The 26,143-nt window shown below is 66.5% G+C and carries 21 protein-coding genes; 12 read left to right on the top strand and 9 right to left on the bottom strand.

Annotated elements, in window-relative coordinates:
- Positions 1-102 precede the first annotated feature (102 nt).
- From AC1DX2_RS24650 to priA, 6 genes are all read left to right on the top strand, one after another.
- On the top strand, positions 103-2,283 hold the full coding sequence (locus AC1DX2_RS24650) for a protein-disulfide reductase DsbD family protein (RefSeq protein ID WP_477199087.1): 2,181 nt from the start codon (positions 103-105) through the stop codon (positions 2,281-2,283).
- A 92-nt stretch (positions 2,284-2,375) separates the two neighbouring features.
- A complete protein-coding gene (locus AC1DX2_RS24655; RefSeq protein WP_477199088.1) occupies positions 2,376-2,999 on the top strand; it encodes a thioredoxin family protein in 624 nt (207 codons plus the stop codon).
- 117 nt (positions 3,000-3,116) lie between these two features.
- The gene (locus AC1DX2_RS24660; RefSeq protein WP_477199089.1) at positions 3,117-3,530 is read left to right on the top strand and encodes a CoA-binding protein; all 414 of its coding nucleotides are present in this window, start codon (positions 3,117-3,119) and stop codon (positions 3,528-3,530) included.
- A gap of 117 nt (positions 3,531-3,647) precedes the next feature.
- A complete protein-coding gene (locus tag AC1DX2_RS24665; protein ID WP_477199090.1) occupies positions 3,648-4,181 on the top strand; it encodes a response regulator in 534 nt (177 codons plus the stop codon).
- A 21-nt stretch (positions 4,182-4,202) separates the two neighbouring features.
- Positions 4,203-5,321 carry a uroporphyrinogen decarboxylase gene (hemE, locus tag AC1DX2_RS24670; RefSeq protein ID WP_477199091.1) on the top strand — a complete coding sequence of 373 codons (1,119 nt, stop codon included), beginning with the start codon at positions 4,203-4,205 and terminating at the stop codon, positions 5,319-5,321.
- A 347-nt stretch (positions 5,322-5,668) separates the two neighbouring features.
- Positions 5,669-7,786 carry a replication restart helicase PriA gene (priA, locus tag AC1DX2_RS24675; RefSeq protein WP_477199092.1) on the top strand — a complete coding sequence of 706 codons (2,118 nt, stop codon included), beginning with the start codon at positions 5,669-5,671 and terminating at the stop codon, positions 7,784-7,786.
- A gap of 7 nt (positions 7,787-7,793) precedes the next feature.
- Here the strand turns inward: priA and AC1DX2_RS24680 are convergent, their stop codons facing one another.
- Positions 7,794-8,564, bottom strand: coding sequence for a substrate-binding periplasmic protein (locus tag AC1DX2_RS24680; protein WP_477199093.1), 771 nt, complete (start codon positions 8,562-8,564; stop codon positions 7,794-7,796).
- A 90-nt stretch (positions 8,565-8,654) separates the two neighbouring features.
- Here AC1DX2_RS24680 and AC1DX2_RS24685 point away from each other — a divergent pair, with 90 nt between their 5' ends.
- The 4 genes from AC1DX2_RS24685 (at position 8,655) to AC1DX2_RS24700 (ending at position 13,146) form a co-directional block, all read left to right on the top strand.
- Positions 8,655-9,209 (top strand): cysteine hydrolase family protein, encoded by a 555-nt coding sequence (locus AC1DX2_RS24685; RefSeq protein ID WP_477199094.1) that lies wholly within the window; start codon positions 8,655-8,657, stop codon positions 9,207-9,209.
- A 73-nt stretch (positions 9,210-9,282) separates the two neighbouring features.
- Complete coding sequence (locus tag AC1DX2_RS24690) at positions 9,283-10,530, top strand: aminotransferase class V-fold PLP-dependent enzyme (protein WP_477199095.1); 1,248 nt, start codon at positions 9,283-9,285, stop codon at positions 10,528-10,530.
- Between the two features lie 2 nt (positions 10,531-10,532).
- Positions 10,533-10,982 carry a DUF2214 family protein gene (locus tag AC1DX2_RS24695; protein ID WP_477199096.1) on the top strand — a complete coding sequence of 150 codons (450 nt, stop codon included), beginning with the start codon at positions 10,533-10,535 and terminating at the stop codon, positions 10,980-10,982.
- Positions 10,983-11,106: 124 nt separating this feature from the next.
- Positions 11,107-13,146 (top strand): M13 family metallopeptidase, encoded by a 2,040-nt coding sequence (locus tag AC1DX2_RS24700; RefSeq protein WP_477199097.1) that lies wholly within the window; start codon positions 11,107-11,109, stop codon positions 13,144-13,146.
- A gap of 18 nt (positions 13,147-13,164) precedes the next feature.
- Here AC1DX2_RS24700 and AC1DX2_RS24705 read toward each other — a convergent pair whose 3' ends face one another.
- On the bottom strand, positions 13,165-14,130 hold the full coding sequence (locus tag AC1DX2_RS24705; protein ID WP_477199098.1) for an AEC family transporter: 966 nt from the start codon (positions 14,128-14,130) through the stop codon (positions 13,165-13,167).
- A gap of 249 nt (positions 14,131-14,379) precedes the next feature.
- Here AC1DX2_RS24705 and AC1DX2_RS24710 point away from each other — a divergent pair, with 249 nt between their 5' ends.
- Positions 14,380-16,506, top strand: coding sequence for an ATP-dependent helicase (locus AC1DX2_RS24710; RefSeq protein WP_477199099.1), 2,127 nt, complete (start codon positions 14,380-14,382; stop codon positions 16,504-16,506).
- Between the two features lie 177 nt (positions 16,507-16,683).
- Here the strand turns inward: AC1DX2_RS24710 and AC1DX2_RS24715 are convergent, their stop codons facing one another.
- The 7 genes from AC1DX2_RS24715 to AC1DX2_RS24745 all read right to left on the bottom strand — a co-directional run bounded on the left by AC1DX2_RS24715 (position 16,684) and on the right by AC1DX2_RS24745 (position 25,038).
- Positions 16,684-17,544: an N-acetylmuramoyl-L-alanine amidase gene (locus AC1DX2_RS24715; RefSeq protein ID WP_477199100.1), complete on the bottom strand. Its 861-nt coding sequence runs from the start codon at positions 17,542-17,544 to the stop codon at positions 16,684-16,686.
- A 63-nt stretch (positions 17,545-17,607) separates the two neighbouring features.
- Entirely contained in the window at positions 17,608-18,522 is a 915-nt protein-coding gene (locus AC1DX2_RS24720; RefSeq protein WP_477199101.1) for a BadF/BadG/BcrA/BcrD ATPase family protein, read from the bottom strand.
- Between the two features lie 8 nt (positions 18,523-18,530).
- On the bottom strand, positions 18,531-19,505 hold the full coding sequence (locus tag AC1DX2_RS24725; RefSeq protein ID WP_477199102.1) for a M14 family metallopeptidase: 975 nt from the start codon (positions 19,503-19,505) through the stop codon (positions 18,531-18,533).
- Between the two features lie 29 nt (positions 19,506-19,534).
- A complete protein-coding gene (locus AC1DX2_RS24730; RefSeq protein WP_477199247.1) occupies positions 19,535-20,725 on the bottom strand; it encodes an MFS transporter in 1,191 nt (396 codons plus the stop codon).
- 136 nt (positions 20,726-20,861) lie between these two features.
- Positions 20,862-22,244, bottom strand: a complete 1,383-nt coding sequence (locus tag AC1DX2_RS24735) for a serine hydrolase domain-containing protein (RefSeq protein WP_477199103.1) — start codon at positions 22,242-22,244, stop codon at positions 20,862-20,864.
- Positions 22,244-23,593 carry a hypothetical protein gene (locus AC1DX2_RS24740; protein WP_477199104.1) on the bottom strand — a complete coding sequence of 450 codons (1,350 nt, stop codon included), beginning with the start codon at positions 23,591-23,593 and terminating at the stop codon, positions 22,244-22,246. The genes AC1DX2_RS24735 and AC1DX2_RS24740 overlap by 1 nt, the downstream gene beginning before the upstream one ends.
- A 146-nt stretch (positions 23,594-23,739) precedes the next feature.
- Positions 23,740-25,038, bottom strand: coding sequence for an MFS transporter (locus AC1DX2_RS24745; protein ID WP_477199105.1), 1,299 nt, complete (start codon positions 25,036-25,038; stop codon positions 23,740-23,742).
- 179 nt (positions 25,039-25,217) lie between these two features.
- Between AC1DX2_RS24745 and AC1DX2_RS24750 the strand changes: the two genes are divergently transcribed.
- Positions 25,218-26,096, top strand: coding sequence for an N-acetylmuramic acid 6-phosphate etherase (locus tag AC1DX2_RS24750; RefSeq protein ID WP_477199106.1), 879 nt, complete (start codon positions 25,218-25,220; stop codon positions 26,094-26,096).
- Positions 26,097-26,143: the final 47 nt, after the last annotated feature.

A 26,143-nucleotide genomic window follows, 5' to 3' on the forward strand; every position in this document is an offset into this window, starting at 1 on the left:
AAAGCGACGTGAAATCCAGCATAATCGGGAAAATATCCCAAAATGAGCCGCGCCTGAACAGCTTCGCCGGAACTTTCGCAGCCCTTTCACCTCCATACCGACATGAATCGTCCGCCCCTCTTGCGCCGCACGCTGCACAGCCTGGTTTTCGCAGCACTCGGCGCCGCCTCCCTGCTGGCAGGCGCCCAGACCGGCAGTGACGGTGAAGCCAAGACGGTGGTGAGCACCGAGCAGGTGCGGGCCGAGATCATGGTCTACGCGCCCGAGGGCGTGACCCCCGGCAAGCCACTGTGGGTGGGCCTGCAACTGATCCACAAGCCCGAGTGGCACACCTATTGGAAGAACTCCGGCGACTCCGGCCTGCCCACCACGCTGCAGTGGACGCTGCCTGCTGGCGTTACCGCTGGCGACATCGCCTGGCCGGTGCCAAAGAAGATCCCCCTGGGCACGCTGGCCAACTACGGCTACGAAAAGACCGTGCTGCTGCCGGTGCCGCTGACCGTCAGCCCCGACTTCAAAGCCCCCGCGATCGGCAACAGCGTGACGCTGAAGCTCAACGCCAACTGGCTGGTGTGCCGCAAGGAATGCATCCCCGGCGAGGGCACGTTCACGCTGAAGCTGCCGGTGCAGGGTTCCACCGCGCTGAACCGCCCGGCCTTCGACACCGCGCTGGCCACCCAGCCCCAGCCCTTCAGCGGCGCCAGCCAGATCGCGGTGGACGGCGACAGCCTGAAGATCAACGTCACCGGGCTGCCAGCCAGTGCACAGGGCAAGAAGCTGGAATTCTTCCCGGAAACCGCCGAGGTGATAGAAACCGCCGCGCCCTGGACGCAGAAATGGGACGGCGCCAACTGGAGCGCCCAGGTGCCGCTGTCGTCGCAGCGCAGCCAGAGCCCGGCCATGATGCCGGTGGTGCTGGCCTTTGACGACAACGGCAAGCCCGCCGGCCTGCGGCTGGAAAGCAAGGTCAGCGGTGCCTGGCCCAAGAGCACGGCGACACCGGCCGGCACCGAGCTGTCGCCCGCGCTGCAAACTGCGCTGGCCGCGAATGCCAGCACCGCCAGCAACCAGGTACCGCCATCGTTCCTGATGGCGCTACTGGGTGCTTTGTTGGGCGGGCTGATCCTGAACCTGATGCCCTGCGTGTTCCCGGTGCTGGCCATCAAGGTGATGAGCTTCACCCACCACGCCGACAACAAACAGGCCCACCGCATCAGCGGCATGGCCTATACCGGCGGCGTGTTGTTGTCCTTCATCGCGCTGGGCGGGCTGATGCTGGCCTTGCGCGCGGCGGGCGACCAACTGGGCTGGGGCTTTCAGTTGCAGTCACCGGGGGTGGTGGCCGCGTTGGCAGCGCTGTTCACGCTGCTGGGGCTGAACCTGGCCGGGCTGTTCGAATTCAGCATGATGCTGCCGTCCAGCGTGTGTTCCTACGAGGCCAGGCACCCGGCCATGAATTCGTTCATCTCCGGCGTGCTGGCGGTGGCGATCGCATCTCCCTGCACCGCACCTTTCATGGGCGCCTCACTGGGCCTGGCCGTCAGCCTGCCGGCACTACAGGCATTGGCGGTGTTCGCTGCCATCGGCCTGGGCATGGCCCTGCCTTACCTGTTGGCCAGCTTCACGCCGGCACTGGCGCGGCTACTGCCCCGGCCCGGCGCCTGGATGGCCACCTTCCGCCGCTTCATGGCTTTCCCGATGTTTGCCACCGTGGTGTGGCTGCTGTGGGTGCTGGGCCAGCAAACCGGCATCGACGGCGCCACCGCGCTGCTGGCGCTGCTGGTGGCACTGGCCATGGTGGTGTGGGCTTTCACGCTGAAGGGCCGCTCGCGCATCGCGCTGGGGATGGTGTCGCTGGCCGCATTGGCCGGCCTGGTGTTTACGGTCGGCGCGCGCATCGTGCAAATACCCACCGGCCCGGTAGGTGGCACGGTGGCTGCCGGCGAGCGCTGGCAACCCTGGGAGCCCGGCCGCGTGGAGCAGACGCTGGCCAGCGGCAAGCCGGTGTTCGTGGACTTCACCGCCGCCTGGTGCGTGACCTGCCAGTACAACAAGAAAACCACGCTGGTCGATGCCGGTGTGCTGGCCGACATGGACGCCAAGAAGGTGCAATTGCTGCGCGCCGACTGGACGCGCCGCGACCCGGCCATTTCCGCCGCCTTGGGCCAGCTGGGCCGCAGCGGTGTGCCGCTGTATGTGATCTACCAGGCGGGTCGCCCGCCGGTGGTGCTGTCCGAGATTCTCAGTGTCAAAGAGGTGCGCTCGGCGCTGGCCACGCTGTAAGCCGCTGCAAGCCGCTGTCGTCGTATTGGCGGCAAGCTGTTGTTTGTCTTCCATGGCAGGCCGGCCATGGGCCTTTTAGAGGAGTGAACACCATGCTGCGCCGTTCCCTGATCACCGCCACCCCCGGCCTGCTGGCCCTGGGCCTGGCCCCCCACCTGGCGCAAGCCGCCGTGGCCACCGTGGGGCAGAAAGCCCCCGACTTCACGCTGACCGACACCAGTGGCAAGAGCGTCAAGCTCAGCGACTACGCCGGCAAGCTGGTGGTGCTGGAGTGGACCAACCCCGGTTGCCCCTTCGTGCGCAAGCACTACGACGCCACCAACATGCAGGGCCTGCAGAAAGAGGCCGCTGGCAAGGGCGTGGTGTGGCTGACCATCAACTCCACCGAACCTGGCAGCGGCGACTACCTGGCGCCCAATGCGCTGGCGCAGTGGATGGCCGGCCAGAAGGCCAACCCCACCGCCACGCTGATGGATCTGGACGGCAACGTGGGCCACGCCTATGGCGCACGCACCACACCCCACATGTACATCATCAGCCCGCAGGGCCAGTTGCTGTATGCGGGCGGCATAGACAGCATCCCCTCCAGCAAGGTGGCAGACATCCAGCAGGCCACCAACTACGTGCGCGTGGGCCTGAACGAAGCGCTGGCCGGCAAAGCCTTAAGCACCAGCACCAGCCGACCCTACGGCTGCTCGATCAAGTACAAGTCCTAGTCTCAGGGCCCCCACGGTCGCTCACTGCCTGTAGCTCCCTGCCCCCAAAGGGGGCCGCAGTTCCCTTGGGGCTGCCGGGCGGGAGCTAGGCTTGAGCGCGTGCGTATCATCACGCCCATGTCTCCAAACGACAACATCCGCGAGATCCTGAACAGCTACCGCACGGTGGCCGTGGTGGGCCTGTCGCCCAAGCCCTGGCGCGACAGCCACGGCGTGGCGCAGTACCTGCAGGCACAGGGCTGGCGCATCATCCCCGTCAACCCGAACGCCGGTGAAGCCAAGATCCTGGGCGAGACGGTCTACCCGGATCTGTTGGAAGCCGCCAAGCACGAGCGCATCGACCTGGTGGACGTGTTCCGCAACAGCGCTGACGTGCCACCCGTGGCACAGCAGGCGGTGGCCATTGGCGCGCGGGTGTTGTGGCTGCAATTGGGCATCGTCAACGAGCCTGCCGCCGCTGCCGCGCGTGCTGCAGGACTGCTGGTGGTGCAGGACAAATGCCTGAAGGTGGAGCACGCACGGGCCGGGTAAATGGCTGGCGCGCTGGTTGACGCCACCCCATGGGGCGGGGATACTGCGGCACAATCAGGAACAACAGACCGGCAGCGGCCGGCACAACAAACACCCGCAGCGGCAAGACACAGCGCCATGATTGACTTCTCGCAAATCTTCCAGATGTACCTGGTCCCGTTCGCCATCGGCGTTCCGGTGGCGCTGCTGCTGATCTTCTTCGGCACCAAATGGAGTTCGCGGCTGGCGGTGCCGCCAGCCCATGTGGCGGCCGACACCGTGCTGGAGCCGGAGCGCGACATGGTGCTGGTGGTGGACGACTCTGCCGTGCCGCGCACCAAGTTGAAAAAGCTGTTCGAAGCCGCCGGCTACCGCGTGGAGACCGCCGGCGACGGCCAGCAGGCGCTGGACATGCTGGGCAAGGTGCGCGCCACGGTGATCGTCACCGACCTGGAAATGCCGGTGATGGACGGCTTTGAGCTGATCGCCGCCGTGCAGGGCAACATGGACACCGAGAACATCCCCATCATCGCCATCACCGGCCACGACGAGATGCACGGCCGCGTCAACGACGCCAAGGGCCTGTACGGCATCTTCAAGAAGCCCTGGAACGACCGCGACCTGCTCAAGCGCGTGGCCGAGCTGTGCTTCCTGGCCAAGAAAGCCGCCTGAGTCGGATGAGACAATGGGGGCATGCAAGCCCCTGATTTCCCCGGCGGCGCGTTCGCGCCACTGACCAACGACACCTTCCTTCGCGCCTGCTGGCGCCAGGCCACCGACCACACGCCCGTCTGGCTGATGCGCCAGGCTGGCCGTTACCTGCCCGAATACCGCGCCACCCGCGCCCAGGCCGGCAGCTTCATGGGCCTGGCCACCAACACCGACTACGCCACCGAGGTGACGCTGCAACCGTTGGAGCGCTACCCGCTGGACGCGGCCATCCTGTTCTCCGACATCCTGACCGTGCCGGACGCCATGGGGCTGGGCCTGAGCTTCGCGTTGGGCGAAGGCCCGAAATTCGCCCATCCGGTGCGCGACGAGGCCGCCGTGGCCCAACTGGCCGTACCGGACATGGACAAGCTGCGCTATGTGTTCAGCGCCGTCACCTCCATCCGCAAGGCCTTGAACGGCCGGGTGCCGTTGATCGGCTTTTCCGGCAGCCCATGGACATTGGCCTGCTACATGGTGGAGGGCGCCGGCTCGGACGACTACCGGCTGGTCAAGACCATGCTGTACAGCCGCCCGGACCTGATGCACCGCATGCTGCAGGTCAACGCCGACGCCGTGGCGCTGTACCTGAACACCCAGATCGAGGCCGGCGCCCAGGCCGTGATGATTTTCGACAGCTGGGGCGGCGTGCTGGCCGATGGCGCCTTCCAGCAGTTCAGCCTGGCCTACACCGCCCGCGTGCTGGCGCAACTGAAGCGCGAACACGCCGGCGTGCGCATCCCGCGCATCGTCTTCACCAAGGGCGGTGGCCTGTGGCTGCGTGAGATGGAAAAGCTCGATTGCGATGTGCTGGGCGTGGATTGGACGGTGAACCTGGGCCAGGCGCGCGCGCTGGTGGGCGCCAGCAAGGCCGTGCAAGGCAACCTGGACCCCAACGTGCTGTTCGCCGAACCGGCGCAAATCCGCACCGAGGTGGCACGGCTGCTGGCCGACTTCGGTCCCCCGCACCAGGGTTCAGGCACCGGCCCTACGCACATTTTCAACCTCGGGCATGGCATAAGTCAGCACACACCCCCCGACAATGTGGCGGCTTTGGTAGAGGCTGTGCATACGCTGTCGCGGCAGGCCAGAAAAGGCAACTGACCCGGCTGACTTGCCTACCACTTTTTTACGCCAAACCAGCGCTTGGATTCCGACTTATGCACAAAAATTTCGAGCTGTTGCGGCGCACCACGTACAACAGTCCGTCACGTGCTACAAATCCCATAGCGATGCTAAGTTGTTGATTTATAAGAAGTTAAATTTTTGCTTTTTTTACGGGCATTCCAGCAAACCCGTTGATTTTCAAGGCTTTGGAAGCCGTCGCAGCAACATATCAACAAAGTTATCCACACAAACCTTGGACTCCAGGTAAAGCGGTTGTAAATCAAGTACTTAGGGATTGTTTCTACAGTTCACATCAACAACAAACCCCAAGTCACCTGGCTCGCATGTCCCACTGGTATTCAGTTCTTGTCCCCACGCCGGCGCACAGCCAGATCAGTGCCGCGCTCAGCTACCAAAGTGAGCTGACACTCGCCCCCGGAGCCCTGGTGCGCGTGCCCCTGGGCCGGCGCGAGACCTTGGGCGTGGTCTGGCAGCAGCTGCCTGCCGACGGCCCGCCAGACCTGGACCCTGCCAAGGCGCGCAGCATCCTGGGCGCCTTCGACACGCTGGCCCCCTTGAACGCAGCCTGGCTTCAACTGGTAGCCTTCAGCGCCGACTACTACCAGCGCTCATTGGGCGAGGTGGCCTTGGCGGCGCTGCCGCCACAGTTACGTGAACTGAGCGCCGCGCAAATGCAGCGACGGCTGAAACGCAAGGCCAGGGATACCGCGCCGAGCGACGAGGCGGCCGACCTGCCGCCACCGTTGACGCCCGAGCAGGCCCAGGTGCTGGCCAGCATCGCGGCGCAGCCCGGTCCCTTTCTGCTGTTCGGCGCCACCGGCAGCGGCAAGACCGAGGTGTACCTGCGCCGCGTGGCCGAAGTGCTGGCCCGTGACCCCCAAGCCCAGGCGCTGGTGATGGTGCCCGAGATCAACCTGACGCCGCAGCTGGAGGCGCGCTTCACGCGCCGCTTCGCGCCGCTGTATGGCGAGCAGGCGGTGGTGTCGCTGCACAGCGGCATGACGCAGCCGCAGCGGCTAAAGAGCTGGCTGGCGGCGCACAGCGGTGCGGCACGCATCATCCTGGGCACGCGCATGGCGGTGTTCGCCTCGGCGCCGGGACTGCAACTGATCGTGGTGGACGAGGAGCACGACCCCAGCTACAAGCAGCAGGAGGGCGCGCGCTACTCGGCGCGCGACCTGGCGGTGTACCGCGGCCGGCTGGAGGGCGCCCAGGTCATCCTGGGCTCGGCCACGCCTTCGCTGGAAAGCTGGCACCACAGCAACCCCAAGGAGGAAGGCGGCGGCCGCTACACCCGCCTGCACATGCCCAGCCGCGTGGGCGCCGTCAGCCTGCCCACGGTGCGCCGGGTCGACATGAACCTGCAGCCGAAGAAAACCGTGTTCTCCGGCGTGTTGCTGCAGGCCATGGCCGAGCGGCTGCAGCGCGGCGAGCAATGCATGGTGCTGCTGAACCGGCGCGGCTATGCGCCGGTGCTGCACTGCACCGACTGCGACTGGAAGAGCGAATGCCCGCACTGCAGCGCCTACCGCGTGTTCCACAAGATAGACCGCACGCTGCGTTGCCACCACTGCGGCCTGACGCAGGGCGTGCCGCGCGCCTGCCCGGCCTGCGGCAACCTGGACCTGGCGCCGCTGGGCCGCGGCACCGAACGGCTGGAGGAGCAGTTGGCCGAGGCGCTGTCGCACCTGCGCCGCCCCGGCAGCGTGACGCCGGAAAACCCCGAAGGTGACCCGGTGCGCATTGCCCGCATCGACGCCGACAGCACGCGGCTGAAGGGCGAGCTGGAGGCGCAACTGGCCCAGGTGCATGCCGGCGAGGTGGACGTGCTGGTGGGCACGCAGATGATCGCCAAGGGCCACGACTTCCGCCACATCACGCTGGTGGCAGCGGTGAACCCGGACGGCGCGCTGTTCTCCAGCGACTTTCGCGCCCCCGAACGCCTGTTCTCACTGCTGATGCAAGCCGGGGGGCGCGCCGGACGCGACGCGGCCAAGGGCGTGGACGCCGAGATGTGGGTGCAAACCTTCCACCCCAGCCACCCGCTGTTCGTGGCGCTGCGCGCGCACGATTACCCGGCCTTCGCCGCCCAGCAATTGAAAGAGCGCCGCCAGGCCGGCATGCCGCCATTCAGCTTCCAGGCGCTGGTGCGCGCCGACGCGCGCACCCAGCAGGTGGCCCAGGGCTTCCTGAAGGCCGCCGCCGACGCGGCGCAGACGCTGGCGGATGACGCGCAGGTCAGCGTCTACCCACCCGTGCCATTGGCGATACAGCGCGTGGCCGACGTAGAGCGCGCGCAGATGCTGGTGGAGGGCGCCTCGCGCCCGGCCCTGCAGCGCTTCCTGGCGGCCTGGCAGCCGCTGCTGCATGAGGCGCGCCAGGCGCCCGAGGCCAGGGGCCTGATACGCTGGGCGGTGGACGTGGACCCGCTGGCGATCTAGAAGGCCCTCATTTGTCCAACGGTGCGGCCAAGTCAAATTTTTTGTAGATTTCGGCAACACGCCCAGAGCTCGCCATTTTCTTCAGCGCATCTGACAACAGCTTCGCGCTCCCGGCATGCCTGGACGCCTTGGCCATGCCAAAGTAAATCGGCAACGCCAGCGGCACCTTGTAGTCAGCCCAGGCGTAGTTGCCAATACGCTGGTCCTTCAACATGTGCTCCAGCGCGGGCCTGTCGAGCACGATCATGGTGTCGAAGCGCCCAAAAGCAAACATCCTGGCCATGTTTTCATCATCGACAGATTCCATCCGCCGGATCGTGCGGTCACTGTCGAAACGCTCAAAGTAAGCGGTGCCGCGCTTGACCCCGACCAGCAAGGTTTTCAGGTCGTCGTAAGACTTCAGGCGGTGCTCATCGCCCGCCCTGACCAGGAATTCAACGAAGCTGGGCCTGACGCCGATGGGGCCCAGGAAGTCGACGAACAATTTTCTGTCCTCCGTCACCATCAGCCGGGGCACGATGTCGGTCTCGCCTGTCTTCAATTGCTCCAGGCTGCGCGTGAAGGGCACGGACCGCCATTTCACCGTGTAACCCAGGCTTTTGGCTGCCTCTTCCAAAACCTCAACCAAGGGACCGGACGGCACACCCATCCTTTCATCCATCACCATTTCGGGCGGGCGCGCTCGCGCGTCCGCCTTCAGCACCAGAGGCTGCGCCGAGGCGTTGGCAAGGCCCCAGGCTAAGAGTGGGGCGGCCAGCCAACGTGTTGCCGTATTCATGTGCACCCCATTCGGCATTGCTGCCACAGTATGATTTCAGTGCAAAGCTGTTTTACGCCGCGCAAGCGCCAACGTCAACCCGGAGCGACCATGCCCGCACCCGCCCTGATCGTCATCGACATCCAGCGTGGCGCCTTTGACGGCGTGCGCTGGCACCCCATCGACAGCGCCGACCGCTTCATCCAGCGCGCCAACCAGTTGGTGGCCGCCGCCCGCGAAGGCGGCCACCCGGTGGTGTTCGTCCAGCACTGCGAAGACACGCCGGGCGAATTGTTCGAGACCGGCTCGCCGCAGTGGCTGCTGCACGAGTCGCTGGTGCCCGCAGAAGGCGAGCCGGTGGTGCGCAAGTACGCGTCCAACGCGTTTGAAAACACCGACCTGCACCAGCGCCTGCAAGCCCTGGGCGCCGATGCGCTGGTGCTGTGCGGCCTGCAGAGCGAGTTTTGCATCGCCAACACCACGCGCGGCGCGCTGGCGCTGGGCTACCCGGTGCAGCTGGCGCAGGACGCGCACAGCACCTGGGCCAGCAAGGAGCGCAGCGCGGCGGACATCAAGGCCGATGTGAACGCGCAACTGGCGCAGGCGGGAGCCGTATTGGCGGACACCGACCACCTGGCGCGGGCGTTGCGCACACCGTCACCCTGACCACGGGTGACCCGCCGCACGGCGGCGTAACATGCTGCGGTTTGGCATCCGATTGACGGAAAGGCAACAGCCCATGAGCCACCCACCCCTCAACGCGCGACGCAACTTCCTGGCGACGCTGGGCGCGTCCGCCATCGCCGGCACCGCCCGCGGCGCCGACGGCAACGGCAGCGCCACACAGGCACCAGCCGCCAGCAGCGGCGCAGCCCAAAGCATGCTGGAGCCCGGCCTGGTGTACCTGAACACCGCCACGCTGGGCCCGACACCGCGCGCGGTGATGGAGCGCACCATGGACATCTGGCGCGCACTGGAGACCAGCCCGGTGCGCCAGGTGTATGGCGACGGCCTCGCCCACACCGAGACCGACCGTGTGCCCGGCCAGGCCGCCGCGCTGCTGGGCTGCGACGCCGATGAGCTGTTGATCACCCGCAACACCACCGAAGCCATGAACAGCGTGGCCCAAGGCATGCTGCTGAACCCCGGTGACCACGTCCTGACCACCGATCAGGAGCACGACGGCGGCAGCGTCTGCTGGCGCTACCTGGCGCGCCGCAGAGGCGTGGTGATCGACAGGATTCCCATCGCGCCCACCGAATACGATCCCACCGCCATCCTGCGCCGCTTTGCCGCAGCCCTGCAGCCCGGCACGCGCGTCATCAGCGTCAGCCATGTCATCACCTCTACCGGGCTGCGCATGCCAGTTGCCGAGATTGCCGCGTTGGCAAGGGCGCGCGGCATCATCTGCATCGTGGACGGCGCCCAGGCGGTGGGTGGCATCGCCGTCAACCTGCGCCAGTTGAATTGCCACGCCTACGCCACCAGCGGCCACAAGTGGCTGCTGGGCCCCAAGGGCACCGGCCTGCTGTACCTGCACCCTGACGCCAAAGAGGCCATACAGCCCATACAGCGCGAAGACGGCCACGCCTTTGTGTCCCACTCCAGCGGCAGCGGCAGCTTACCGCTGGTGGCCGGCCTGGGCGCCGCTATCGAAGCGTTGCGCCAACAAGGCATGGCCAACGTGGAGGCCAGAGGCATCGCGCTGCGCAATCGCGCTTACGAGGGCCTGCGCCAACTGGGCAGCACCAGGCTGCGGCTGGTGGGTCCGCCGCCCGGCCCGCTGGCCACCCCCATGGTGGCCTTTGAGCTGGACGACGGCGTGGACAGCCGCCACCTGCGCGACGTGTTGCAGAACAAGCACCGCATCATCGTCAAGATGGTGGAGAAGCAGTGGTTCAACGGCCTGCGCATTGCCACCAATTACCTGAACACCGAGGACGATGTCGATGCGGCGCTGCGGGCGTTGCGGGTAGAGTTGGGGTGACCATGACCAGCGCACTCTTCGCCTTCCTGCACTTCGTCGCCGTCTTCGGCATCTTCGCCACCCTCTTCCTGGAGTGGCAGACCATGAGCCCCAAGCCCAGCCACGCAGAGGCCCGGCGCATGCAGCAGTGCGACCGCTGGTATGGCATGTTTGCCATGATGGTGCTGGCGGTGGGCTTCCTGCGCGTGTTCTATTTCGAAAAGGGCGTTGCCTTCTACACCGCCAGCCCGTATTTCCACGCCAAGCTGACCTTGTTCGTGCTGGTCGGGCTGCTGTCCATCTACCCTACCGTGCGCTTCATCAAGTGGCGGGCGTACGCCGACAAAGGCCAGGCGCCGCTGGTGTCCGATGCCGAATACCGCCGCATCCTCAACGTGCTGCGCGCGGAGATGCTGCTGTTGCTGGGCGTGGCGCTGTGCGCCAGCCTGATGGCGCGCGGCGTGGGACTGTGAGCCGCCGGGTAGCGATGGCTTCATCCAGGCCTACAAAAGAGCCAGCGCCATGGGACAGCAACCCGGGTTGCTGCCCCAGAGCGTGTTGCGGCATTTTCCTTAGACACCTGCCAGGAGGTTTTCCATGAAACTATCTCCCCTGCTCCCCCTCGCCATCAGCCTGGCCATTGCGTTGCCCGCCTTCGCCCAACAGGCGCCATCAACCGCCCTCACCTCCGGCATAGATGTCGGTGCCTTCGACCCCGGCGTGCGCCCGCAGGACGACTTCTACGCCCACATCAACGGCCGCTGGATGCAGGCCACGCCCATTCCAGCCAGCAAGGCGCGCTGGGGTACGTACGACGCGCTGCGCCAGACCGCTGCGGGCCAGGTGCGCGCCCTGCTGGACGACACTGTCAAGCACCCCGGCGCACCTGGCAGCGAGACGCACAAGATCGCCGATCTGTACCAGAGCTTCCTGGACCAGAAAACGCGGGATGCCCACGGCATCCAGCCCCTGCAGGCCGACCTGCACCGCATCAGCGCGCTGAAGGATAAAAAGGAGCTGCCCGCACTGCTGGCCTACCTGGCGCGCAGCGGCGTGCCGCTGCCACTGTCGCTGGACGTCGGCCAGGATGCCAAGGACGCCACCCGGTACGCGGTCTACGCGAGTCAGGCGGGCCTGGGCCTACCCGACCGCGAGTACTACCTGAAGGACGACGACGCCAAGCTGAAAGCCGCGCGCGAGGCCTATGTGAAGCATGCGGAGCGACTGATGACGTTGAGCGGGGACAAGGACGCCGCCACCCACGCCGCCGAGGTGCTGGCGCTGGAAACCGCGCTGGCCAGACTGCAGTGGGCACGGGTGGAGCTGCGCGATGCCGTCAAAGCCTACAACCCGGTGCCGTTGACCAAGCTGAGCGCGCAGGCGCCGGGATTTGACTGGGCCGCCTACCTGGATGCGCTGGGCCTGGCTGGCAAGATCGACTTCATCATCGTGCGCCAGCCCAGCTACCTCAGCGGACTGGCGGCGCTGCTGGACAGCACGCCCTTGCCCACCTGGCAGAGCTACCTGCGCTGGCACCTGCTGGCCAGCTACGCAAGCTACCTGTCCACCCCCATCGTGGAGGAGCGCTTCGCCTTCACCGGCCAGACGCTGCGCGGCGTGCCCGAGCAGGAACCGCCGTGGCAGCGGGCGCAGAACTTCGTCGACAGCGCCATGGGCGAAGCCGTGGGCAAGCTCTATGTGGCGCGCTATTTTCCACCCGAGAGCAAGGTCCGCGTGCAGGCCATGGTGGACAACTTTCTGGCCACCTTCCATGAAGGCATCGCTGCGCTGGACTGGATGGGCCCCGACACCAAGAAGGAGGCGCTGGCCAAACTGGCCACCTTCCGCCCCAACATCGGCTACCCCGACAAATGGCGCGACTACTCTGACCTGAAGACCACGCCGCACGACCTGGTGGCCAATGTGCGCGCCGCCCGCGGCTTCGCCTTCCGGCGTGGCGTCAACAAGCTGGGCCAGCCAGTGGACCGCGGCGAATGGAGCATGACGCCGCAAACCGTGAACGCCCAGTACAGCCCGCTGAGGAATGCCATCACCTTCCCCGCCGCGCTATTGCAACCGCCGTTCTTCAATGCCAAGGCCGAAGACGCGGTCAACTACGGCGCTGTCGGCACCAGCATAGGCCACGAGATCAGCCACGGCTTTGACGACCAGGGCAGCCAGTACGACGGCCTGGGCAACCTGCGCAACTGGTGGACACCCGAGGACCGCGCCCACTTCGACCAACGCGCCGCCGGCCTGGTGCAGCAATACAGCGCCTACAGCCCGGTGCCGGGCTACTTCATCAACGGCAAGCTGACGCTGGGCGAGAACATCGGCGACAACTCCGGCGTGGCCATCGCCTACAAGGCCTACCGCCGCTCGCTGGGCGGCAAGCCGTCACCGGTGATCGATGGCCTGACCGGCGAACAGCGCCTGTACATAGGCTTTGGCATCAAATACCGGTCGCTGCAGCGCGAAGACGCCGCCATCGTGCAACTGAAGACCGATCCGCACTCGCCCGGTGAATACCGCGTCAAGGGCACGGTGCGCAACCAGCCCGGCTTCTATGAAGCCTTCGGCATCCAGCCGGGCGACAAGATGTATCTGCCGCCGGAGCAGCGCGTCATCATGTGGTGAGGGCGCGGCACCGCTGCGCTAGACCAGCAGCGCCACCGCCAGCGAGAAGCTGAAAAACGCCGCTGCCGTGGACACCAGGATGATGCGCGCGATGCGGCCGTTGTCGGCGCCAAAGCGCTCGGCCAGCATGGACACATTGCTGGCGCTGGGCAGCGCCGCCACCAGCACCAGCGTGGTCAGCGCAAAGGTGTCCAGCGGCAGGCCCCATGAACGCGCCGTGCCGCCCACCGCCAGCACCAGCACCGGGTGCACCAGCAGCTTGAGCAACGCCACCGGCACGTCGTCGCGCCAGGGCAACGCGCGGTGGTGGCCGTGCGCGGCCAGCATCTGCGAGCGCGCCAGCACAGCGCCTATGGTGAACAAGGCCACCGGCGAGGCGGCGTCGGCCAGCATGCCCAGCGTCTGTGCCGCCGGCTTGGGCAACTCCAAACTCAAGGCCGACGACAGCGCGCCCAGCAAAATGGCCCAGGGCAACGGGTTGGTGGCCACGCCGCGCAGCGCCGCTCTTGCTGCCTTGCCGGCGCCGTGCTCGTCGGCGCCATCCAGGCGCGACAACGCGATGCACAGCGAAGTGGTGATGACCATGTCCACCAGGATGGTGCCAATGGCCGGCCCGGCGGCACGCGGCCCCAGCAGCGCCACCAGCAGCGGCACACCCATGAAGCCGGTGTTGGGGAAGGCCGCCACCAGCGCGCCAAAAGAAGCGTCATTCCAGCCTATGCGCGGGCCGCGGGTGACGGCCACGGTGAAAGCCACCATGCCCAAGGCGCACACCAGGTAAGCCACGAACACGGCGCCGTCCAGCAACTGTGCCAGCGGTGTGGTGGCGCCAAAGCGGTACAGCATGCACGGCAGGGCAAAAAACAGCACAAAGCCGTTCAGCCCCGGTATCGCCTCCAGCGGCAGCATGCGCCGGCGCGCGGCGACGTAGCCGCCCAGCACCAGTGCGAAAAAGGGAAAGGTGACCGACAGGATGTGCAGCAAAAGGCGTCAACTCAGAAGTGCAATGCCACCTCACTATACTTGCGCGGCCTTCATGCCCCGTCAGCCACCGGGTTGACGACGCGCCCGCGGAGCTGATGCCCTGTGCTGCAGGCCTCATTTGCCTAGCACAAAAGCACTGCGAATAGCCGCCAGAGGCAGCCGCTATGATGGCTGCGTCCACCTCCTTGTTGCGCTGTTTGCCTTCGCGTCTGCCGGGCTGTTCGCACGCCCTTTGCCTCTCTGTCCCGCATGTCCTCGTCTCCCGCCGGCCCCGGCCTGAACCTCGCGCAACAAGAAGCTGTCAACCACATGCACGGCCCGGCCCTGGTGTTGGCCGGCGCCGGCTCGGGCAAGACGCGCGTCATCACGCACAAGATCGCCCGGCTGATACAGACCGGGATGGAACCCAAGCGCATTGCCGCCATCACCTTCACCAACAAGGCCGCCAGCGAGATGCGCGAGCGCGCCAAGAGCCTGATAGGCCGCTCCGCCAAGGACGTGGTGATCTGCACCTTCCACGCCCTGGGGGTGCGCATGATGCGCGAGGACGGCAGCGTGCTGGGCCTGAAACCCAAGTTCTCCATCCTGGACAGTGACGACGTCACCAGCATTTTGAAAGACGCCGGCGGCACCACCGACGCTGCCACCGCTCGCCAGTGGCAGTGGACCATCAGCCTGTGGAAGAACATGGGGTTGAACGCGCAGGCCGCGCTGGCCCAGGCCAAGGATGCCGACGAGCAGTTGATTGCCCGCATCATGGCCCGCTATGAAGAGCGCCTAGTCGCTTACCAGAGTGTGGACTTCGACGACCTGATCGGCCTGCCGCTGAAGCTGTTGACCAACCACGCAGAGGTGCGCGAGAAATGGCAGAACCTGCTGGGCCATGTGCTGGTGGACGAGTATCAGGACACCAATGCCACCCAGTACGAGGTGCTGAAACTGCTGGTGGGGCCCAAGGGCCACTTCACTGCAGTGGGTGATGACGACCAGTCCATCTACGGCTGGCGCGGTGCCACGCTGGACAACCTGAAGAAGCTGCCGATCGACTACCCGCAGCTGAAGGTGATTAAGCTGGAGCAGAACTACCGCTCCACCAGCGCCATCCTGCGCGCCGCCAACAATGTCATCGGCCCCAACCCCAAGCTGTTTCCCAAAAACCTGTGGAGCGACCTGGGCGAGGGCGAACCGGTGCGCGTGGTGGACGCCGACAACGAAGAACACGAAGCCGAGCGCGCAGTGGCGCGCATCCAGAGCCTGCGCTCCGGCAACAGCGCCACCGGCGGCGCCGGTGCCCAGCAGCTGGAGCTGCGCGACTTTGCCGTGCTGTACCGCGCCAACCACCAGGCCCGCGTGTTCGAACAGGCCTTGCGCAAGGCGCAAATCCCGTACAAGGTGTCGGGCGGCCAGAGCTTCTTCGACCGTGCTGAAATCAAGGACCTGTGCGCCTGGTTTCGCTTGTGGGTCAACAACGACGACGACCCGGCCTTCCTGCGCGCCGTCACCACGCCCAAGCGCGGCATAGGCCACCAGACGCTGCAGACGTTGGGCGAGTTCGGCAGCCGCTACAAGCTCAGCCTGTTCGAGGCGCTGTTCAGCTCGTCGCTGGGCACGGTGCTGCCGGCGCGCGCGGTCGGCAGCCTGCACGAGTTCGGCCGTTACGTGAATGACCTGGAATTCCGCGCCCGCCACTGCGTCGGCGCAGAAGACGCCCGCGCGTTCCTGAACGACTGGCTGAAAGACATTGGCTACGAGAAGCATCTGCACGACGGCGAGGACAGCGAAAAGCTGGCCGCCGCGCGCTGGACCAATGTGATGGAGTTCTGCGACTGGATGGCCGCGCGCTGCGGCGGCCAGATCGACGACGCGGCCGGCGTCAGCACTGCCAGCGAGCGCAAGAACCTGCTGGAGGTGGCACAGACCATCTCACTGCTGTCCACCATTTCCGAGCGCGAGCAGGACCAAAACGTGGTGACACTGTCCACGCTGCACGCGTCCAAGGGGCTGGAGTGGCCGCACGTGATGCTGGTGGGTGTGAACGAAGGCCTGTTGCCGTTCAAGCTGGGCGAAGAGGGCGACAGTCCCGCGCACACCAGTGAAGGCATCGAGGTGCGCCTGCAGGAGGAGCGCCGCCTGATGTACGTGGGCATCACCCGCGCCCAGCGCAGCCTGGCGGTGAGCTGGACCAAGCGACGCAAGAAAGGCCGCGAGACGGTGGCGGCCATCCCCAGCCGCTTCATCGCCGAGATGGCGCTGGACAAGGCCACGGTGAAGGAAGACCCGCGCGAGAAGCTGAAAGCGCTGCGGGCGGAGTTTGCCAAGAAGGCGCAGGCCACTGCGGAAGCTGCCGCTACTGCTGCTGGCGCATCCCGGTCCTAGTCTCTGCTTTTGGCGTGCCAGCGCCACGAGCGCCAAGTGACCCGATGTCGCTGGGGCGCGTGGCGGAGGGAAATCAAGGGGGAGGCCGGAGGACATTCCCGTAGCCACGCGCACCAGTGGCGTCGGCAGCCAGCGAACCGCTCCGCGCAAGCAGCGCAAAGCGGGGCTGGAGAACGACTACTTGGTCTGCACAGGCGCTATGGCTGCAGCAGGCGGCGTGGCCACCTTCGCAACAGGCGAAGTCAGCACATCCAGCAGTGCCGCCGTCTGCGCGTCCGGGGTGCCGTCGAACTTGGTGTTGCGGTACTTCATCTGGAAGGCGCCCAGCACATTGCGCGTGGCTTCGTCCAGCTGGCCGGTGCGCGGCACGGCGTAGCCGAAATGGCCCAGCTTGTTCTGGAACCAGGCCACGTCGGGCAGGTTGGCCTCAAAAGCGGGCTGGCGGCGGGCGGCCTCCTGCTCGTCGGGCCACAGCACCAGGCCGGCGGCGGCCAGCTGCTTCCAGGGGAACAACGGGCCGGGGTCGGGCTTGCGCTGCGGCGCGATGTCGCTGTGGCCCAGCACGCGGTCGGGGGTGATCTCATGGCGGGTGACGATGTCCTTCACCAACACCATCAAACGGTCGATCTGGCCCTGCGGAAAAGGGAAATACACCCGGCCCTGCGGCGTGTCCTGGTAGCCCAGGTTGACGATCTCGATGCCGATCGAGCTGGCGTTCAGCCCGCCGTCCAGCTTCCATGAGCTGACGCCGGCCTGGTAGGCGCGGCGCGATTCGTCCACCAACGCCCAGACCTTGAACTCCGGCGCCTGGTCGTCCAACAGGTAATGCGCGCTGACCTGCTGCTGCGTCAGCGTCTTCAGCGACGTGGGTGAGTCCTGCGCGGTGTAGTGGATGATGAGGTAGCGCACCCGGCTGTCCTGCGCCACCGCGCTGAAGGATTTGTCCACCTTGTTGGGGCCGGTGGCACAGCCGGCCAGTGCGGCCACGGCCAGCGCCAGCAGCAGCCGCTTGGTCATCGTCATCAGGGTCATCATCATGATTGCAAAGCTCCAGAAATCGTTCGTTGAGGTGTTGGATTGAAGAAAAGCTTGTCGGATCGTTCAGCGCCCCAACGCCAGCGCCATGCGCGCGGCCGCCACATGGGCTTGCAGGTGGGCCACGCGCAGCTCACAGCCGGCGTGCAAATGGTCTTGCATGGTCTGCGCGATCAGCGGGTGCAGCTGCGCCACGCGGCCGCCCAGCGCCAGCGGCTTGACGCCAAAGCGCTGCACCAGCGCATTGCCCAGGCGCGCCAGCTCCTCGCCGGCACCGCGCACGATGGCCAGCGCCGCAGGGTCCACATCGGCAGTGGCGGCCACCGCCAGGGCCAGCAAACCCATGTCGCCACGGCCGGCGCCGTAAACCAGCTGGCGCGTCAAGGCCCAGTCGCTGCCGCCTATCCTGTCGAACACGGCCTGCGCCATGGGCGAATCGCGCCAGGCGCCGGGGCGCTCGTCCTCCAGGCGCCAGATGAGGCGCAGCGCCTCGCGCGCGATCCAGTAGCCACCGCCACCATCGTCCAGGATGCCACCACGCCCACCGGCGCGCTGGAATTCGCCGCGCTCGTCCACATAACCGGCAATCGAACCCGTGCCGGCATACACCAGGTAGCCCTGCCCGGGCGCGAACAGCGACAGGCAGGCCAACTCCATGTCGGTGCTCAGGCCCACGCGCTCGGGCGGCAGGCCCAGGTGCTGGGCCATCAGTGCCTGCAAATCGTGGCCGGCGCTTTCCTGCACGCCACCAAAGCCGGTGACACCGGCGTGCGCCGCGTACACGGCACCATGCGGAGCGATGGCGGTCGCCAGTGTGCGCAATACCTCGGCCACCTGCGCCGCGCCGCCGGGCTGGCGCAGTTGCAGGGCGGTGAAACCGTCCACAGCGCCCTCGGCCAGCACAGCGCCGTCGGGCGCAGCCAACGCCCAGCGGGTTTGCGTGCCGCCAGCGTCCAGCCCCAGGCCCAGTGCCGCGTTCATGTTCAATGTCACCCCAGGCGCGGGTTGGCCTTGGCCAGGTAGTACCACTCATGCCCGGCTTCGGCCTTGGCATTGGGGAACAGGATGTAGCCGTCCACCTCCGCATGCATGGCCGTGCCGTCCTGGCGCGTGCCAATCAGGTCACCGGCCTTCAGCGCATCGAAGCTGGACCAGGGCCGGCTGAACGTGTCGTCCACATGATCCTTGTCGATCACCTCATAGATACGCAGTGCCTCGATGTTCTTGGCTGGTTCGGGCTTCGCCGCATCGGTGATACCCAAGTGGGCCAGCGTGTTGACGATGGCGCGGTAGGCCACCTCCGGGCCGTGCGGGTCGTCGTGCTGGCCGCATTCCAGCGTCATGCAGTAGCCGCCGGTCGTTCGGAAGTACTCCGTGGTGCCGACGCCATAGCGCGGGTCCATGTCCAGCTGCTGCTGGCGGGTGGCGGCCACGCCAATCTTCTGCCGGCGCTTCTCGACGCCGCGCGCGTACGTGCTGAGCCAGCCGTCCACGAAGCGGTTGACGCCCAGGCGCAGCGCCATGGCCTCTTCCTCTTTCGCGTGGATGGTGGGCTCCAGCGGGCCGTCGTTGTTCTCCGGCCCCACCATCACGAAAGCCTGGCCCACGGCCTGGAAGGAATGCAGGTCCAGCAGCACCTCATGCCTGGCCATCAGCGGGCACAGCCAATTGGCGATGTGGTCCTCGAACTCCTGCGGGGTGTCGGTGGGGCCCAGGTTGCGGTTCAGGTTGCGGTCACCCACGCGGCGTTTCAGCGCATAGGCCATCGGGTTGGTGATGGGCACGAAGGTGACGCTGCCAGCCACCAGGGCGAGCGTCTTGGCCTCGATCTCGGCCAGCACCCGCTGTATGCCCTGGGTGCCGGCCGTCTCATTGCCGTGCACGGCACCCAGCACCAGCAGCTTGGGGCCGGGCTTCAGTGCCTGGAAGGAGACGGATTTGAAATGGTAGGGCGTGTCAGACATCAGAACTCTCGCTCAACAACAGAAGAAAACTAAGCCGCCTTGCGGCCGAACCCCGGGTCTATGCGCGTCAGCGATGCCGCGATGAAGGCGGGAATCGCCGACAGGCAAACCCAGATGAAGAAATGCGCATAGCCCACCTGGCTTTGCAGCCAGCCGCTGGCCATGCCCGGCAGCATCATGCCCAGGGCCATGAAGCCGGTGCAGATGGCGTAGTGCGCGGTCTTGTGCGGGCCGTCGGACACCATGATCATGAACAGCAGGTAAGCCGCAAAACCGAAGCCGTAGCCCAGCTGCTCCACCGCCACGCACAGGCCAATGACCAGGATGTTGGTCGGCAGCGCCAGCGCCATGTACACATACACCAGGTGCGGCACGTTGATGGCGAGCACCATGGGCCACAGCCAGCGCTTCAGGCCGTGGCGCGAGATCATGAAACCGCCCAGCAGGCCGCCCACCGTCAGGCACAGGATGCCTATGGTGCCGTAGACCACACCCACCTGCTGCGTGGACAAGCCCAGGCCGCCTTTGTCGGCCGCATCCAGCATGAAGGGCGTGGCCAGCTTCAGCAGTTGCGACTCGCCCAGCCGGTACAGCAGCAAAAAGGCCAGGATGCGGCCTATGCCGGGCTTGCGCAGGAAAGAGCCAAACACGCCGAAGAACTCGCGCACCGGCGAGCCCTCGGGCTTGCGCATCACGTCAACCGCAGGGCGCGGCAGCACCCACTGGTGCCAGGCACACAGCGCCAGGAACAAAACAGCCAGCACACCAAACACCAGCGCCCAGGCCAGCGGCACCTGGCCGGTGCGGGTTTCCATCTGGCCGGCAAAGAACACCAGGCCACCCTGGCCGGCGATCATGGCCAGCCGGTAGCAGGTGCTGCGCACGCCCACGAAGGCGGCTTGCTGGTGCGGCTCGGTGGCCAGCATGTAGTAGCCGTCGGCGGCGATGTCGTGCGTGGCCGAGGCAAAGGCCATCAGCCAGAACACCGCCAGCGTGACCTGGAAAAAATGCGACACCGGGATGCTGAAGGCCACCAGCGCGAAGGATGCACCGATCAGCAGTTGCATGGCCACGATCCAGAAGCGCTTGGTGCGGAACATGTCCACAAACGGTGACCACAGCGGCTTGATGACCCAGGGCAGGTACAGCCAGCTGGTGTACAGCGCGATGTCGGTGTTCGACACGCCCATGCGCTTGTACATGATGACCGACAGCGTCATCACCACCACATACGGAATGCCCTGGCCGAAATACAGCGATGGAATCCACCACCACAGCCCGCGCGGCGCCGGACGGGCGGCGGCCGCGAGGTCAGAAGAGGAGGTGGTGGATGTCATGCGTGGCCAATCAATCGGTTCAAGGGGCGAGGGGCGCGGTGTCGCCCTGTATCGCACGACGGTACAACGCGTCCAGCACCTTTTCTTCCCAAGGCTTGAAACTGGAATAGCGGCCTTGCAGCTTATCGGGGTCGGTGCCCACGCCACCGATGATGTACATCAAACCCAGGCGCCGCTGCGGATCAAACACAAACGCCGCATTCAGTCCGTAGGCGATGCCGATGTGGCCGTAGCCGGTCAGCCCGCCTTGCGCCACCAGACGATCGCCACGCCCGGGCGCGCCCTGATCCATGAAGTGCTGTAGCCCCAGGCCCCATGCGTTGAACATGCCCGCCCAGCCGTCGCCATTGCGGCGGTCAGGCGTGACGCGCCACTGGTCGCGCAGCATGGCGCGCACGGTGTCGGCTTGCAGCAGCCGCACGCCGTCGAGCTGCCCCTCGTTCAGCAGCAACAGCATGATGCGCCCCAGGCCGGCGGCGCTGATGCGCAGGCCACTTTGCGGGCTGAACGGTATTGCGTTGGTGCCGGGCACGTAATTCGCCAGCCCGGCGCGCGGCGCCGGCACCTTGCCCCGGTAGTCGTCCACCTGCGCCACCCACGGGCCTTGGGGGTTCCAGTCGGTCTCGCCGCTGCGCTTGCGGTACAGCACGGCCACGTTGGCCACTTCCTGCGGCGTCAGTTCCTCGGCGTTGTAGTGGCCGGCAATGCCCAGTGGCGCCAGCACGGCGGCCTTCATGTACCGGTCAAAGCGCTGGCCGCTGGCGGCTTCCATCACCGTGCCCAGCACGCCCCAGTTCAGGTTCACGTACTCGAAATACTTGCCGGGGGCGCGCTCGCCATCCGGGCTGGGCGCGGCCCATTGCTTGCCGCTGCCGTAGCTGGCACCGGCCGGGTCCAGGATGCTTTGCAGGCTGGGGCCCAGCGCGAAGGTGTAGCCACCGCCATCGCGCAGCGACGAGGTGTGCGACAACAGCATGCGGGTGGTGATGGCCACTTCGGGGAAATGCGGGTTGCGTAAGCGGAAGCCCAGGTAACGGCTGATGTCGGCGTCCAGATCCAGCTTGCCCTGCTCCACCAGCCGCATCGCGCCCATGGCCGTCACGACCTTCGAGATGGACGCCACCTTGAACAACGTGGCCGGCGTCACCGGCTGGTTGTTGACGGGGTTCGCGTTGTCGATCACGCGCCAGCCGAACTGGCCTTGATAAACCACCTGGCCGTCACGTATCGCCAACGCCGCCAGGCTGGCCAGCGGCTGGGCCGGGTCGCCCAGCACCGCTTGCAATTCGGTGTCCAGCAGGCGCAGGCTGGTGGGGGTGGGTTGGGCCATGGCAACGGCGCAGGCCAGCGACAGCGCCATCACCAGCAGTCGGCGTGACAGGGTGGCGAGCGGGGTTGTCATCACGGCGCCACCTTGCGCTCCGCCGCGCGCACCGCGTCCACCACGTCGGCCATGACCACCGGGCGTTGCTGATCATCCAGCTCCACCACCAGCACATAGCCCTGGTCCCGGCCGGTCGACGCAAAAGCCTTCAGCAGCGCCAGTTGGTCGCTGTACAGCAGGCTGCCATCGTCTTTGGACCAGTATTCCATCGCGATCATGCAGCCGGCCTGCGGCGGTGCCGGATAGAAGAGCTCACCCTGGTAGTAGGCCGGGTTGATGGCATTGCCGTGCAGCAGGATCTCGTCGCGCCCGGCCTGGCCGGCCAGATACGTCTCCCAGATCGGAAAATAGCCGCGCCACGACGCCGGCAGGAAAGCGGCATAGCGCTCGTCGCTCCATTCGCCAGCCACATCGGCATGCTCGAATTCGGCCACCGAGCCCTCGCGCGGCAGCAGCGACTCCAGGTAAGGCGTGGGGCCAATCCACGGGTTGGTCTGCGCGGTGCCGGTGCCACGCACCGCGAACAGGCCCTGCGGCGTGTTGCCGTTGGTGATGGTGCCGGGCAGGTTGGTGCGCGCCAGCGCCAGCTGGGCGATGCTGAAGTAGCTGCCATCGGCGTTGCGCACAAATCGGCCATCGGCACCGCGCACCAGGGCCAGGCCGGTGCGCTCGCGGTTGGCGCGCTGGAAGCTGTACACCACGGGGTAGCCGGGGCGCAGCGGCGCGGCGAGCAAATCCACCAGCGGTGGACGCTGCGCCAAATCGCCGGCGACACCCACCCACAAGCGCCGCTCCAACGCGCGCAGGCGCGGTTCCATTTGCCAGTCGGGAAAGCTCTTCAACAATTGGTCACGCAACGCCTGGCGCATCTCCACCTGCGGTTCAGCGCGCAGCACCGTGTACGCCGCAATGGCAAATTCGCGCGGCGTGGTCAAGGCTGGCAGCAAGGGTTTGATCAGCGGCGCGGCATCATTCCAGAACAGCGTGTGGGCAAAGCTCAGTACCGAGCGCTGGTAGGCCGGCGGCTTTTGGGCCAGCGCAGGCAGCGCCGCCATCAGTTGCTCGCGCGCCTTGGGCTTTTCCGTGTTGAACAGGGCCACCGCCTCCAGCGCGGCCGGCAGCCTCGCGTCCAGCTCCGGACCGGGCGGCAAGGCCAGCGTGGCGCGCGCAGCCTGCAGTTGCGCCTCGCGCAACGCTTGCTCGCCGGCGGCGGCGTTCTGGGGTGACTGGAAGTCGGCGGTCTTCAGCGCCAGCAGCTCGGGCACCGTGCGTGGGGTGGGCTTGCCGGTCTGCGTGGTTTGCGGCGCCTGCGGCAACTGCATGCAACCGGCAAGGGCGCAAGCGGCCAGGATCAGGACAACACGCATGGATTCTTTCAGGGCAGCCCCATGGCCCATCAGCGGGCCATCGCTCAGTGCGCTGCCGCTGTGCCGGGGGTGGCGGTGATTATAGGTATCACCCCCACGCCACCGGGTCGCGAGGCCAGCACTGCCCCAGGCGTGCGCGCCAGTCGTCATCGCCCCTCCTTGCCGAAGTTGTCGTCCACCTTGATGCACCAGGTGGCCAGGAAACAGGGGATGGCTGCCACGCAGACCCAGATGAAGAAATTGGCGTAACCCAGCTGCGCCTGTATCCAGCCGCTGAACATGCCCGGCAGCATCATGCCCATGGCCATGAAGCCGGCGCAGATGGCGTAGTTGGCGGTCTTGTGTTCGCCGTCGGAGTTCATGATCATGAACAGGATGTAGGCGGTGAAACCAAAGCCATAGCCCACCTGCTCCACCGCCACGGCGAGGGCCACCAGCAGCAGGTCGGTGGGCTGGGCCACGGCCAGCCACACGTAGGCCAGGTGCGGCACGTTGATGGCCAGCGCCATCGGCCACAGCCAACGCTTCAGGCCATCGCGCGCCACCAGCCAGCTGCTCAGCAGGCCGCCCACGGTCAGCGAGACCATGCCCAGCGTGCCATAGATCAACCCCACATTGGCGGTGGACAGGCCCAGGCCGCCTTTGTCCAGGCTGTCCAGCAGGAAGGGCGGCGCCATCTTCACCAGCTGCGACTCGCCAAAGCGGTAGCACAGCAAAAAGGCCAGCAGCAGGCCGATGTGCTTGCGCGCCAGGAACTTGGTGAACACCGCCACAAAGCCCCCCACCAGGCTGCCCTGGCGCGGCACCGCGCGGTCCGAGGCCGGGCGCGGCATGGCCCAGCGGTGGTAGGCGAACAGCAGCGTGAACATGCCCGCCAGCACGAAGAACACCGTGGACCAGGCCAGCTGCACCTTGCCACTGGCTTCCATCAGCTTGCCGGCCAGGAACACCAAGCCGCCTTGCGCGGTGAGCTTGGCCATGCGGAAGAACAGGCTGCGCACGCCGACGAAGGCGGCCTGCTCGTGCTGGGTCAGCGGCAGCATGTAAAAGCCATCGCTGGCGATGTCGTGCGTGGCGGCGGCAAAGGCCAGCAGCCAGAACACCGCCAGGGTGAGCTGGAAATAGCCTGGCATGGGAATGGCCAGCGCCAGCACCGCAAAGGCGGCGGCCAGCAGCGCCTCCAGCACCAGCACCCACAGGCGTTTGGTGCCGAACATGTCCACCAGCGGCGACCACAGCGGCTTGATGACGAAGGGCAGGTACAGCCAGCTGGTGTACAGCGCGATGTCGATGTTGGACACACCCATGTTCTTGTAGAACACCACCGACAACGTCATCACCGCCTCGTACGGCATGCCCTGGGCGAAATACAGCGTCGGTAGCCACCACCACACGCCCTTGCCGGGGGATGTTCGCTGCTCTACTTGCGCTGCGTATGACTGCATGGCCTGTTTATAGGGGATAACCGGCGTCCCCGACCGGGCTTCTCGTGGTGCGGCCAGACGGGGCCCACTCAGGCGCATTCCAGGGGGTTATGGTCTGCGCTCAAGCTTTCATCGCCCAGCGGCCCAGCGGCGCCCATCGGGTAAGCTGTGCCCCGGATCTGGACGCATACTGCTGCACCATGCTGAATACGGAAACCCCCAGTGCCCAACACACCCGGTTGGACGAGTACCCGGCGGACCAACTGGTCCAGGCCTTCATTGACGACCAACTCCACGCCGTGCAGGCCGTGCAGGCCGCCAGCGCGCAGCTTGCCGCCGCCGTGGCCGCTGCCGCGCCGCTGATCGCGCGCGGCGGCCGCCTGATCTACGTCGGCGCCGGCACCTCCGGCCGCCTGGGCCTGCTCGACAGCGTCGAGCTGTACCCCACCTTCTCCTGGCCCAAGGAGCGCGCGCTGGCGCTGCTGGCCGGCGGCCGCCAGGCCATGTTCGAGGCGGTGGAAGGCGCCGAAGACAACCGCGAGCAGGGTGGCGCCGACATCGCCGCGCTGAAGCCCGGCGCGCTGGACGTGGTGCTGCTGCTGGCCGCTTCCGGCGCCACGCCGTATGTGATGGGCGCGCTGCACGAGGCCCGACTGGCCGGCTCGCTGACCGTGGGCTTTGCCAACAACCCACAGGCACCGGTGACGCTGCAGGCCGACCACGGCATCACACTGGACACCGGCACCGAGGTGATCTCGGGCAGCACGCGGCTGAAGGCAGGCACCTCGCAGAAGATCGCGCTGAACACCTTCTCCAGCAGCCTGATGGTGAAGCTGAACAAGGTCTACGGCAACCTGATGGTGGACCTGAAACCCACGAACGCCAAGTTGTTCAAGCGCTGCATCAACCTCACCGTGCATGCCACCGGCGCCAGCGAGGCGGTGGCGCGCCAGACGCTGGAAGCCTGCGGCTACCAGGTCAAGGTGGCCATCGTGGCCATCGCGAAGGACGTCAGCGTGGAGCAGGCGCAACAACTGCTGGCCGCCAGCCAGGGCAGCGTGCGCCAGGCGCTGTCGTGAGACCTTGCGGGACAGACCCAAGCGAAGCGTAGCTCTGTCCTCAACTG

It is taken from the genome of Hylemonella sp. P2_B10, from assembly GCF_056404875.1.

Bases quoted from the DNA above. Each gene is read 5' to 3' on its own strand.
- AC1DX2_RS24650 (WP_477199087.1), top strand. From the start codon at position 103: ATGAATCGTCCGCCCCTCTTGCGCCGCACGCTGCACAGCCTGGTTTTC.
- AC1DX2_RS24655 (WP_477199088.1), top strand. From the start codon at position 2,376: ATGCTGCGCCGTTCCCTGATCACCGCCACCCCCGGCCTGCTGGCCCTG.
- AC1DX2_RS24660 (WP_477199089.1), top strand. From the start codon at position 3,117: ATGTCTCCAAACGACAACATCCGCGAGATCCTGAACAGCTACCGCACG.
- AC1DX2_RS24665 (WP_477199090.1), top strand. From the start codon at position 3,648: ATGATTGACTTCTCGCAAATCTTCCAGATGTACCTGGTCCCGTTCGCC.
- hemE (WP_477199091.1), top strand. From the start codon at position 4,203: ATGCAAGCCCCTGATTTCCCCGGCGGCGCGTTCGCGCCACTGACCAAC.
- priA (WP_477199092.1), top strand. From the start codon at position 5,669: ATGTCCCACTGGTATTCAGTTCTTGTCCCCACGCCGGCGCACAGCCAG.
- AC1DX2_RS24680 (WP_477199093.1), bottom strand. From the start codon at position 8,564: ATGAATACGGCAACACGTTGGCTGGCCGCCCCACTCTTAGCCTGGGGC.
- AC1DX2_RS24685 (WP_477199094.1), top strand. From the start codon at position 8,655: ATGCCCGCACCCGCCCTGATCGTCATCGACATCCAGCGTGGCGCCTTT.
- AC1DX2_RS24690 (WP_477199095.1), top strand. From the start codon at position 9,283: ATGAGCCACCCACCCCTCAACGCGCGACGCAACTTCCTGGCGACGCTG.
- AC1DX2_RS24695 (WP_477199096.1), top strand. From the start codon at position 10,533: ATGACCAGCGCACTCTTCGCCTTCCTGCACTTCGTCGCCGTCTTCGGC.
- AC1DX2_RS24700 (WP_477199097.1), top strand. From the start codon at position 11,107: ATGAAACTATCTCCCCTGCTCCCCCTCGCCATCAGCCTGGCCATTGCG.
- AC1DX2_RS24710 (WP_477199099.1), top strand. From the start codon at position 14,380: ATGTCCTCGTCTCCCGCCGGCCCCGGCCTGAACCTCGCGCAACAAGAA.
- AC1DX2_RS24715 (WP_477199100.1), bottom strand. From the start codon at position 17,544: ATGATGATGACCCTGATGACGATGACCAAGCGGCTGCTGCTGGCGCTG.
- AC1DX2_RS24720 (WP_477199101.1), bottom strand. From the start codon at position 18,522: ATGAACGCGGCACTGGGCCTGGGGCTGGACGCTGGCGGCACGCAAACC.
- AC1DX2_RS24725 (WP_477199102.1), bottom strand. From the start codon at position 19,505: ATGTCTGACACGCCCTACCATTTCAAATCCGTCTCCTTCCAGGCACTG.
- AC1DX2_RS24730 (WP_477199247.1), bottom strand. From the start codon at position 20,725: ATGACGCTGTCGGTCATCATGTACAAGCGCATGGGCGTGTCGAACACC.
- AC1DX2_RS24735 (WP_477199103.1), bottom strand. From the start codon at position 22,244: ATGACAACCCCGCTCGCCACCCTGTCACGCCGACTGCTGGTGATGGCG.
- AC1DX2_RS24740 (WP_477199104.1), bottom strand. From the start codon at position 23,593: ATGCGTGTTGTCCTGATCCTGGCCGCTTGCGCCCTTGCCGGTTGCATG.
- AC1DX2_RS24745 (WP_477199105.1), bottom strand. From the start codon at position 25,038: ATGCAGTCATACGCAGCGCAAGTAGAGCAGCGAACATCCCCCGGCAAG.
- AC1DX2_RS24750 (WP_477199106.1), top strand. From the start codon at position 25,218: ATGCTGAATACGGAAACCCCCAGTGCCCAACACACCCGGTTGGACGAG.